Annotated in this window: 2 protein-coding genes; both read left to right on the top strand. The window is 72.1% G+C overall.

The window, feature by feature from the left end; genetic code table 11:
• Positions 1–61: 61 nt before the first annotated feature.
• Positions 62–3,889: an RHS repeat domain-containing protein gene (locus NDAS_RS29530; RefSeq protein ID WP_013152261.1), complete on the top strand. Its 3,828-nt coding sequence runs from the start codon at positions 62–64 to the stop codon at positions 3,887–3,889.
• The gene (locus NDAS_RS06065) at positions 3,847–12,615 is read left to right on the top strand and encodes an ADP-ribosyltransferase (protein ID WP_013152260.1); all 8,769 of its coding nucleotides are present in this window, start codon (positions 3,847–3,849) and stop codon (positions 12,613–12,615) included. The genes NDAS_RS29530 and NDAS_RS06065 overlap by 43 nt, the downstream gene beginning before the upstream one ends.
• Positions 12,616–12,633: the final 18 nt, after the last annotated feature.

Raw genomic sequence — 12,633 nt, 5'->3', positions numbered from 1 at the left:
TTCTCCGGTGTTACCTTCGTGGCCGCGCAGCGGCACCAGGGGGGTAGAGGGGGAGACGCGTATGCCGTTGGACCACAACATGTCCGACTCCACACGCGGCGCGATCAAAGTCCTCACCAGCATCGAGGTCCCCAAAGCCAGCCTGGCCACTCTGGGTCGCGGTTCGGAGGTCTACGCCGCCCTCGAAAAACGCGTCAAAGTCCTGGACGACCTGTTCGACCTCAGCCGCGTCCACGCCCGACGCCACTTCAACGGCAACACCGCCCGCAACTACGAACACTCCCTGGACCAGTTCACCACCGGCGACAACGACTACGTCGGCTCCGCCCGCTCCAACGCCGCCACCATGTCCAGCGAACTCTTCAAGGCCCGCGCCAACGTCGAGTACATGCACATGATGGTCATCGGCCAGTTCGTCCAACTCCTGGCCGAGATCGCCTGGGCCATCGCCACCGCCAAGTTCACCTTCGGCGCCTCCTTGAAGTGGATCCCCATCTTCAAGGCCATCCGCAGCCTGGCCATCCGCCGCATCCTGACCTGGCTGCTCATCACCGTGCCCGGCCACCAGATCATCAGCCAGATCTTCGCCAGCATGGACAGCATCATCCAACGCATCCAGATCGGAAGAGGCACCCGCCACCACAAAGACCCCAACCTCACCCGCAGCGCCCACATCGGCGCCACCATCGAAGGCGCCCTGTCCGCCGTCTTCTCCGCGGGCATGGACGGACTCTTCAGCAAACAACTCACCGACCTGTTCAACGACCGCGTCGCCCGCATCACCGACCTCCCCGACCCACCGCCCCTGGTCCGGACCGAGCCCACCCCCGGACCCGGTGGACCCCCCACCGGACCGCCCATCCGGGAGACCCCCGACGGGCCGCCCAGCGGACCGCCCACCGGGCCCCCGCCCGACCCCAGAGGGCCCGTCAAGGACACCCCGCCTCCCGGCAACCCCAACCGCGACACCGACACGCCACCACCGCCCGGCGGCGGGCCGGACGGGCCGCCCTCCGGACCGGTCAAGGACGACCCGCCAGCGACGAACCCCGACCGGGGACCGGACTCCCCCGCACCCAAGGGCACACCGGGCGCGGACCTGCCCGCGCCCTCCCTCAACAAGGATCTCGCCGAGGTCTTCGTCCGCCACAAGGACGAGTTCCTGGTCCCCTACAACCCCGCAAGCCCCATCGGCGCGGGCGTCTTCGACAACGCCGCCAAAGCCGCCGCGGCGCGCAACGAGTTCGCCGACCTGTTCGCCCGCCACTTCGGCGACCACATCGGAGACGCCGCAGCACGCGACCTCGGACGCGACTACGCCGACACCCTCGCCCGCAACTGGACCGACCCCAACCTGGGCCAGCACCTGCGCGACACCATCGGCGACCGCCTACCCCCCACCACCCGCGACCACCTCTCCGATGTACCGGTCACCCTCCAACAGCCCCTCAACGACTACTTCTCCAAAACCAGCACCTACGCCCAGCAGACCGGTGGCAGCATCGGCACCGGAGCCCTGGAGGGCTACCTCGGCGAGGGCCTGGGCAGCATGGCCGACGGACGCGGCTGGGAGGCCTCCGTCTGGTCCGCCACATCCGGTGCGACCCAGGCGGGCATCCAGCAGGGCGCCACCGACGGCATCCTGCACGGCGCCGACCTGTTCAAGGACAAGGACAAACCCGACCTCAACACACCCCCGCCCCAGACCGAGAGCAGAGGTTCCGGCAACCGCACCGACGACCGCACCGGCCCCAGCGAAACCGACCCCTGGTGGCGCGGGGACGACGACCCCGGCCAGAACGGCGACCGAACCCCCGAACGCAACAGCGGCAACTCCCCCGCACCCGGCGACCGGAGCCAGCCGACGGACGACCGCGACGGCGAACCCGCCCCGCCCTCGCGGGACGACGAACAATCCCTGTACGACAGCGACTCCGACAGCGACACATCCTCCGTCTTCGACCGGGACGAGAACTCCTCGCCCTACGACAGCGACGACGAGGCCTCACTGTTCGACACCGACGAGGCCACCCCCCAGCAGGACACCACCACCGAGAAACCGAACGGGAAACCCGGACCCGACACCCCCCACATCCCGGGACCACGCGACGTCCCGCTGGGAACGAACTCCCCCGACCCCAGGACCGGCGACGCCCCCTTCCCGCAGGGCATGAACAACGGCCCCCTGGCCGCCGACTTCCTCAACGCCATCGTCCCCGACAACCCCATGGCGGCCGCACCCCCCGACGCCGAGCAGACCACACCGAACACGGGGAACACCGACGACCGCGACACCGCGGACCCGACCGACCGCTCCGCCCACGGACCGGAACAGCAGCACGGCACCGCTCCCGTCGCTGTGGCGCCCCCGGTCGGCCAGGCGGCTCCACCACCCGCACCCGCCCCGCAGAACCCGGCCCCCGACACCGGCCAGCGCCCCGCGTCCTCCGAGCGCGGCGGCGGACGTCCGTCCCAGGGCACCGGTGACACCCGCGCCCAGGACCCGTCCACCCGACAGACGACCGGCAACGGCCCCCAGGTCGCCACGGAGAGCGCGCCTCCCGTTATGGAGACCGTGACCACCGGCGACACCACCGGGCAGGACGACCAGGTCACCTCGACGGACGAACAGCGCGCGAACCCCCACACCGCACCCGCCCCCGACGCCCCCTCTCCGGCCGACGTCCCGCTGCCCCCTCCTCTCGTCACCGAGAGCGGACCGCCCCAGGACACGGAGGACACCGGGCACACCCCCTCCGAAAGCGACGGCGGACGGCCCGACGATCGCGAGGAGGACACCTCCCGCGACGACGACCGTTCCCAGGACCGCGACAAGGACCAGTCCGGCGACAGCGGTGACCGGTCCGGCGACGGCCAGCGGTCGGGCGAGGAGAGCGGCGACCGCTCCGGAGACGGTCGGGAAGGCTCGGGCGAGGGCCGGGACCGGTCCGGGGACGAGAGGGGCGACGGATCCGACGGCGAGAAGGACAGGGACGGCGAACGCGCGGACGACGACGCCGAGTCCGTGCACGAGGAGGAGTCCACCGACGCGGAGGACGGCCAGGAGCGGGGCGACAGCGACGGACGTTCGCCCCAGCGCACCAACGACGACAGCACACCGGACTCCTCCCCCCAGCGGTCGATCGGCGACGGCGCGCACACCGCCGAGAGCACGTCACAACCGGATACCGCGCCCACGGCTGAGCAGCGGACCACACCGGAGGACGTCCCGCCGTCCACACCGACCGTCGCCGAAACCGGCGACGGCCAGCGCGACACCGACCTCAGCACGGAGAACGCACCGCCTCCGCCGCCCGTCACCGAGAGCGGTGGCGACCAGCACGACACCGGTCCCACGTCGGAGAACGGACCCCCTCAGGACACGGAGGACACCGAGCACCCCCGTGCCGAACGCGACGCGGAACAGTCCGGCGAGCGCGACGAGGACAGCGGGGCGCCGGTAGCGGGCTCTGGGGACGCCGCGCGCGCCGCCGAGACCACGACGTCCGACACGGCCGAGGACACGCCGGCCCCCGCCCGGAGCACGGACACGGACGCGCCTGCGGCACCGCCCGCCGCCGGACCCGAGCGCGCGGCGGACAGCGGCTCCCCACCCCCGCACAGACGCGCACCGACCCCACCGTCTCCGGGATCGACCCGAGGGCCGACGCCCGCGCCGCGTCGGTCCTGGACCGCCTGCCCGAACTCACCCGGGCCCTCGCGGACAAGGACATCCCCAGGGCGCGGGCGCTGGGCGCCGAATTCTGGAGATCACTGCGACCGGTCGACGGTCCGGCCCCGGAGAACCGCTCCATCCGCGAGGCGCACACCCTCGCGCAGGCACTGGTGTACGTCCTCTCCGACCCCTCCGACAGGCGCGTCCCGCTGAGCGGCGGGTCCATCCCTCCCGAACGCGTCCGGGACGCCGAGACCCTGTCCCGTGGCATCGACCGCCACCTCCGGGACCGCCACGACCCGGTCCGCGCCCGGCTCTGGCTGCCCGGCGGGCGGCTCACGACGGACTACGTCCGCTACGCGATGCAGGACCCAGCCGACCGGGGCCCCTCCCCCTACGGCGCACCGTCCCCGGTGACGACCGTCAACACGGCGCTGGTGGACGGCGACGGAGACGCACCGGCCCCGCAAGGACGATCCGGGGAATCGTCGACGCCGGACCGCACAGCGACGGACAACAACGACCCCGCCGCGTCCGGGTCCGGGACGATCCGCCGGCTACCGACCGGGGCCGAAACCGACCGCTACGGCGACCTCCTGCACGACCCCGCCTACAACCCCAACACCTTCGACGCCCTCCCCACCGCGACCCAGGACGCGGTCTCCGCCTACACCTGGTCCGCCTGGCTGAACGACTTCGCGCGGCTGCACCCGTTGAACGAGGCGACGGTGCAGGCCGAACTGGACCGGATCCGCGAGGAGAGCCGGTCCCACCCCGGATGGCAGGTCTACGAGATCGGCGGCGGCCGATGGCCCGACCTCACGCAACTACGAGAAGCCGCGCAGCGGGGCGGGCTGAGCCCCGAGCAGCAGCGGATCGTGCGGGGCGTCCTCGACAACCGGTATCCGGAGGCGGCGCTGGAGAACCTCCGCGTACACTCCGGACGCGCGGGCGAAATCGCCGAATCCCTCGCCCTGGGCGGGGAACCGGCGCACTTCCCCGACGCCCCGGAAGTCCTGGCTCTGTTCCGGCGCCTGGACCGCGCCACCGGCCACCCCTTCCCCGAGGGCTTCGAAGCCGTGCGCGGCACGTACGAGTACCAGCACCTGCTGGGCGAGGGCAACACCGATCCCTACACCCTCGCGGGGACCACGCACGTGAGTCCGGGGTATTTCTCGGCGTCCCTCGGTACCGTTCCGTCCGCGGCGGGCGGCTCCTCCATCGACCTGATGCGGCTGACCGTGCCGCACGGCTCCCACGGGCTGTGGGTCGGCGACCGCAGCCAACACCCCCGCGAACGCGAGGTGATCCTCGCCCGGGGGACCCGCTACCAGATCACCGCGGTCGAACCCTGGGGACGCGGCTACCTCTTCCACGCCCAGATCCTGCCCCCCGCGCACGACGACGGGCCCACCACAGCACCCCCGACCTGGACGGGCCAGGCACTGGAGCGCATCGACCAGGCCCTGAACGCGAATGACACGGCAGCGGCCCTGACCGGGATACACCAGGCGGCGCAACGCCTCACCGCTGACCTGGCCTCCACTCTCCGGGATGCCGACGGCCCCGACCGGACCGCGACGATCGACCGCCTCGAAGGGCTGCGAGACGCGGCCGAGCACCTGGCGGACCGGGCCGGGGAGATCGCCGACACCGCCCCCGAAGCCGTCACCGCCGCGGTCGCTCTGGCCGCGGACCTGGCCGCCGCCGCGCAGAGCGTGGCCGCGCGCGCTGGCGCCGACGCGGCCGCGGCCCGCGACGCGATCCCCGAACCGTCCGAGGTCGACCCCGAGAACCCGGACCGGATCACCGACGCCGCACGCGAGCGCGACACGGCCCTGACCCGGGCCGGGGAGGCCGACACCGCCCGCCAGGACGCCGAACGCGCCGCCCACATCGCCTACGAGGCCGCCGACACCGCCACCCGCACCGCCGGGGACGGGGCCCGGGTCGGGGAGGCCCGCGCCGCCGCCCAGAGGGCGGACACCCATCGCCGCGACGCGATCACGGCCGCCCAGGACGCGGCCGACCGGCACGAGAGCCTGACCCGTACCGTCAACGTGGCCGCGAACATCGCCGTCGGTATCGCGCTCGGCGACGCGGCCTCCTCCCGCGGCGACGCCGCCGCGCGGGCGGCCGCCCTGGACCGGGCCCGGTCCATCGCCGAGCTGACCCCTCCGGGCTCCGTCGCGCGCGCGAGGCTGGACATGCGCATGAACATGCCGGGGTTCTCCAGCCCGTTCGGCTCCAACAACCCCTTCGCCTTCGCCGTGACCGACATCGCCGGAGAGGTGCGGGACCCCGACGGGGAGGGCGCCGGAACGAGCGGCGCCGACCTCGACTCCCTGGCCCACGGGCTGGGGCTGACCGGCACCGACGACACGGAGTCAGCCCGGTCGGAGGCGCCCGGGCCCGCGACCGGCACACCCCCCAGCGCCCCGGCGGACCGGCGGACCGCTGCCGGACACTTCCACAGCACCCTCGACACGCAGACCCCGCCCGGCCGGAGCGGACCGGTGACCGGGGAGGAGTCCTCCGACCCCGGGGCCGCGCCGTCCCCGCGGCCGGTTCCGACCCAGTCTGCGCCCGAGCCGAACACGAGCGACGAGACCACCGAGGATGCCCCTGCCGAGAACGGCGTTTCGCGGGAACGGGCGACACCGCCGGGCCCGCTGACCACCGGGACCGGGGATACGACGGCGGAGGCGGTGCGCCCGTCCGCGCCGCCCGGGGCCGAGACGCGCGTACCCACGGAGGAGACACGGACCAGGAGCGGAGAACACGAGGAGGGCGCGCCTCCCCCGCCCGCTCCGACCGAGAACGACGGCACCGAACCGAAGCCGTCGGTGCGGCCCGTCGACACCGACGTCACGAACACGGAGCACGCGCCCCCGCCATCCCCGCAGCATGAGCACGACACCACCGCAGACCCCGTCGAGACGGTGGACGCCACGGGCACGGAGCAACCTGCGCCGCCCCAGCAGGAGAACACCGGCACCACCGCGGACACGACGAACCCCGAAGACACGGAGCAACCTCCCCCGTCCCCGCAGGAGAACACCGACACCACGAACACCGAGGACACGGAACAGCCTCCTCCGCCCCAGCAGGAGAACACCGGCACCACCGCGGACACGACGAACCCCGAGGACGCGGAACGCACGCCCCCTCCCCCGCCTCCGGAGGAGGACCCCCGCACCACCACCGACGGCACGGAGACGGAGCGCCCGCAGACCGACACCGGCGACACTCGGCGACGCGAGGAGCCGCCGCCCCGGGACTACCCGGGTTCCGTGCGGCCGGAGCGGACCGGCACCTCCTACGACCTCGGCTACCTGCTGACGTCCAACCTGGTCAACTCCAGCATGATCCACGCCGAGCACCTGCGTTCGTTCGTGGACGACACCCTCGCCAACGACGCCGGACACGTCGACGCCACGGTGCGCGACACGGTCAGGGAACAGATCGACGCCCAGGCGCGCGAGCAGACGGGCGTGTTCTTCCAGCCGGAGGGTTTCTCCACGACGGTCAACGGAGCGGACGGCTCCAGGTGGCAGGCGAGACTGCGGCTGAACCCCTCCCGTGAGGGTTTCCACCACGCGCCCACCCAGCCGAAGGAGGGCTCGGGCCCCACGGACCTGAAGCTGGTGGACGAGGCCGGGGAGGCCAACCCGGCCGAGGGCAGCGGCAGCCACGGCGGCACCAAGTTCATCGGCATGGGGTTCCAGGTCTCCCCCCTGCTCCTCGGAACGGTGGGCGGCGCCGACATCGGCCCCCGCTTCACGTTCAGCTTCTCGGGGGGAACGCGCCAGCGCCAGTCCGTGGACACGGCGGTCAGCCTCCACGACGGCTACAGCAGCTACGAGATCAAGGGCAAGCCCGAGATCTACGCCTCCGACCTGACCATGTCCTTCGAGCTGACGCCCGTCCACGTCCCCCAGACGCGGGCGCCGGGCAGCGGCACCGCCCAGGCGAACCGCAACGTCCCGGTCGACGGCACCGCCCCCAACACCACCACCGACAACAACAACGTTCCCGCTGACAACACCGCTCCCAACGACAACGCTCCGAACGGCGACGCACCGGCGAACGGCACCACCCCGCCGGACCGGGCCGTGAACGCCCGGGCCGAGTCCGCCAACGGGGTGGTCCTGGTCCTTCCGGGCGCGGTCGCGGCCAACACCGGCCCGGAGACGATCCGCCTGCGCGACCCCTTCGCGACCCAGGACCACCAGCGCGGCCGGAACGACGACGACAGGCCCGTGGGACCGCACGCGGACAAGGGCCACCCCGTGTCGGTCGGCGACATCCGGTTGAGCGACGGGTCCTCCGACAGATCCTTCCCCGACTGGATCGCCGACCACCTGTGGTCCCCGGAGCAGGACCGCGGGTGGTGGAAGTCCGCGGTCGACAAGGTGACGCCCGGGTTCGTCGACAGGCGCAGGCAGCAGAAGCTGGAAGCCTTCCACGACCAGGTCGGGGGGACCTTCTCCAAGAAGTCCATCCGCAACAACCTGCCCGAGATGACCTCGGGGCCCGCGGTCTTCACGGTCACCGACCCCTCGGGCAGGCCCCGGCTGGTGAGCATCCAGTCCGTGCCCACCGCCTACGACGTCAAGCCCCACACCATCCAGCCCGCGAAGTACATCAAGGGCAACAAGGCCGAACGCGAGAGCGGGAGCTCCGTCCGGCACAGCGACTTCCTCGGCGGCACCCTGGGCGCGGGAGTCAGCGTCGACGCGGGGGCCGTGGGCGGCACCCACAGGGCCCGTGTGGACGCGATAGCCGTGGAGGGGGGTCTGCGGGGCCGGTCGACCGCGGAGAGTTCGCAGCTGTCGTCGGGGGCGGTCAACCGCATGAACTACGGCAAGACCGAGTCGTCCGCCTACGACGTGCAGCGCAACTACTACGTGCACTTCGATGGCGAAACCGAGGTGTACCGCTTCCAGGGCGACACCGTCGAGATCCTCACCGTCCAGGAGGCCCGCATCCTGAACGGGGACGAGCCCTCGGACAAGGTGCCCGCGCCTCCGGCTCCCGTCCGGACCGAGGGGAGCGGTACGGCGCCCGAGGCGGTGAACCCTCCCGGGACCGTTCCCGACACCACGGGGAACCAGCAAACCGGAACCGACGGAAACCGGCAGACCGACACCACCGGGGACCAGCAGGCCGGGACCGACGGAAACCGGCAGCCCGGCACCACCGGGGACCAGCAGACCGGAACCGACGGGAACCGGGAGACCGGGACCGACAGGAGCCGGAACGCACCGGACGGCGACGACCGGAACGCGGACACCGGGACCGAGGAGCGCGGTCGGCAGCGGGAGAACGCCCCGGAACAGGAACGGCCGCCCGGGCAGCAGCCCACCGAGGAACGCCCCGACGGGGAGGGACGGCCCGAGGCCCTGCGGCCTCCCCGCCCGAACCTGGCCGAGGAGAACCCGGTCACCTTCCACGGGGCCGTGCCCCGCGACTTCACCTGGCCCGACGGCAGCCAGTACCGCGACGTCGGCGGGCAGCAGCGCAGCATCTACCAGCACATCGCCCACCAGGTGCTGACCGGGCTGGCCGACAAGCTGCCCGGCATCGTCCTGCCCGACATGGCCCGCGACCCGAAGAACTTCGCCAGGCGCCCCGGCCACGAGAACAGCGGCCCGTTCACCGGTTCCACGCGCGAGCACCGCCCCTTCCGGCGCGACCACGAGGTCGCGGTCTTCAACACGCACAGGATCATCGACGCGATCGCCGCGTCCGAGTTCAAGAGCGGCACGGACGGCCTGACACTGCACGGCCAGCCCGTCCACCTGATCGACACCGGGAGGTTCGACCCCAGCGCGCTCTTCAAGTCCGGCCAGAGAGTGATGCGCTCGCCGTTCGTCGCGGTACGCGTCAGCGCGGACTTCTCCTCGCTCAGGCACACGGGAGAGACCACGAGGGGCACCGGAGGCGAGTACGCGGGCTCGTCCGAGATCAGCACCGCGGACGGCTCGCAGAAGCGCAAGACGGTCCGGTTCTCCTCCGGCGGCTACATCCGCCGGATCGACGCCGTCGACGCGGCCGGCAACCCGAGCGACGGCGGCGTGTTCTCGGTCTCCCTCCAGCTGAGCGACACCAAGGGGAAGAGCCGGGGCCTGGGAATGAGGTCCCAGAGCGAGAGGACCGTCCAGTACGCGGAGGACTCCAGCGTTTGGAACTCCGGGGTCCGGTTCAAGGCGAGGCTCTACCAGGACGACGACCTCGGCATGGTCCTGGGCGGTGACACACCGCTGGCCGAGCGCGGACAGGACCTGCTCAGCCGCCCGATCGAGGCGATGGCCACGATGGACACGGCCAAGGCGGTTCCGGGCGGGGAACGCGGGGGCCGGGACGAGACCGCCCCCGCCCCGAGGGTCACCCGGATCCGGCCGATACCGGTCGACCAGGCCCAGGAGATGATCGACGGCCCCACGAGGCCGACGCCGGACAGGGTCCGCAAGACGCGCGACCTGACCGGCGGTGTCAAGAGGCTGTTCGGCGGGGAGCGGAGCCAGCGTCCCCCGGCCGAAGAGAGTACGGCCCCGGCACCGGGCTCAGGGACCGCGCGGACCACCGGCCAGCAGAACACCGACGCGCAGCAGGACACCGGCTCCCAGAACGGTGACGGCCAGCGGACGCCCGCCCCTAACACCAACACCAACACCAACACCAACACCAACACCAACACCAACACCAACACCAACACCAACCAGCCGAACACCGAAACCGCGCAGGACACCACCGGGCAACAGAACACCGACACCGCTGCGGACACCACCGGGCAGCAGGACACCGGAGCCCAGAACGACGGCGTCCGGACACCGACGGCGACGGAGACCACCGGCGACACCACCGGACAGCAGAACACCGACACCACCCCGGCACCGGACACCGAGACCGCGCAGACCACCACCGGGCAGCGGAACCCCGCGGAGAACGCCCCCGACACCCGCCCGATCGAACAGCGCCGGGCCGAGAAGCTCCGCGACACCCCCACCACCGTCGAGAACGTCAACACCCGGTTCACCACGGGTGACGGCAACCGGGTGAGCAGCCTGCTCGAAGCCACCTACGAGAGCTTCTCCTCCATCGCGCCCTGGGAGAGGGACACGGGCGGCCAGCGCCCCTCCAGAGGGCTCGGCTTCGAGCGCAAGCTGCGGCACTTCCTGAGGCGGGGCGAGGGAAGCCGACGGTTCTACGAGAACGCGCTCTCCCCGGAGAACCTCGCGGACAACCCGGCGGCGCGCTCCTCCGGCGGCGCGCGCACCCGCACGGAGACGAGCGGGGGCCCGCTCTCCCCGATGCACCTCCGCACGACGTCGTCCACCCGGTTCGACATCGACTCGGTCGACCGCTTCGAGCAGTCCGACGGCGCGGTCGTCTTCAAGAGCAAGAACACCCTGGAGACGTTCTCCAGGGACGGGAGGCGGACCGACCTGACCTTCCTGGCCACGGGCGGAGGCCGGGTCAACCCCAACCCGATCCAACCCGCCGAGCAGCCCGCGGGCGGGACCGCTCCCGCGCCCAACTCCGCGAGCGCCCCCCTGATCCAGCTCGGCCCCTCCGCGGGCAAGAGCCTGTTCGACCGCTACACCATCACCAAGCCCACGTCGAGGTTCAACGAGTCGGTCGAGTTCCACCCCAAGATCCCGATGTCGTACTCCTACTCCGCCTCGGGGCGCATCACGCAGGCGCTGGAGTTCGTCAAGAGCTGGAGCATCGGGCCGACCTTCCCCCGCTCCGCGCGCTACCGGGGCTGGCAGGCCGACTCCGACAACCTGGAGACCGGGCTGATCCACATCCGCGACGCCCACGCGTCGGGCATGGTCGAGGACAAGGTCGAGGAGGTCGACGGTGAACTGGTCCGCGCCCCCCAGCCCGAGCCGGAGGCGCCCGGGTCGGTGAAACCGCGCCCGGGCTTCGAGGACTCCGGCATGATGCTCGACCCGGTCAACCCCGACGAGGCCATCCAGAGCCTCGTCGACGACCTGGCCTCGCAGGGCTGGCAGCTGACCAAGGGCAGCCGGGAGATCATCCTGAAGGCCCTCGACTCCCACACCGGGCTCAACCCCAACACCGGGGTGCCGGTGACGTTGAAGATCAGCCCCATCGACCACTCGATCGGGAACCTCAACGCCCCGACGACCGCGCCGCTGTCCCTGGACGCCACCGTGAAGCTGCGGCTCGACAGGAGCAACGCGAAGGTCGAGTACCTGGGCGGCAAGACGGAGTACCGCCAGCGTCAGGGGTCGGAGGAAGGGGACCGGCTCCAGCAGGGCAACGAGAGCTCCGCGTTCCAGGGGGCCCACGGCTCACTCCTGACACCGCTGCCCCAGTCGGGGGGCGACCAGCCCGGGGGCACCACCCCGCCGAGCCGCCCCTACCTGATGGGCCTGCAGGGTGACGGCACCACGACGAACGCGCGCGGCGGGGGCGAAGTCGTCCGGGACACGGACAAGCGCTCCACCCAGCTGACCATGGAGACGCCCTACGCGCGGGTGTCGTCGGACACCCAGCTGACGCTGGACCTGCACATCTCGGAGAAGCAGGGCACGGCCAACTCCCTTCTGGGGGAGACCCCGGGCTCGCGCACGCGCGACTTCACCGGCACGGGGAACTCGGGCCGGGCGCAGGAGCTGTACCCGGCCTTCTCCCTCGACCTGCGCAACGAGGCGAGCACGACCGGGGGGAACGACACCCCCCGCACCTCCACCGACGGGAACGAGAACCCCAGCACCACGCCCGAGGGTGGCGACACCACCCGGACGACCACCGACGGAAACAACACCCCCGCACCACACCCGAGGCCGCCGACACCACCCGGACGACCGACCGGGGCGACAACGACAGACAGCCCGGCGGGCAGCGGACCGGGAACCGGACCGCACCGGAGAACCCCTCCAACGACAACCACGCCTCGCTGACCGACATGGCGCGCTCCC

The sequence above is a fragment of the Nocardiopsis dassonvillei subsp. dassonvillei DSM 43111 genome, from assembly GCF_000092985.1.
Classification (GTDB): Bacteria; Actinomycetota; Actinomycetes; order Streptosporangiales; family Streptosporangiaceae; genus Nocardiopsis; species Nocardiopsis dassonvillei.
This window is presented reverse-complemented; position numbering and strand designations above follow the sequence as displayed.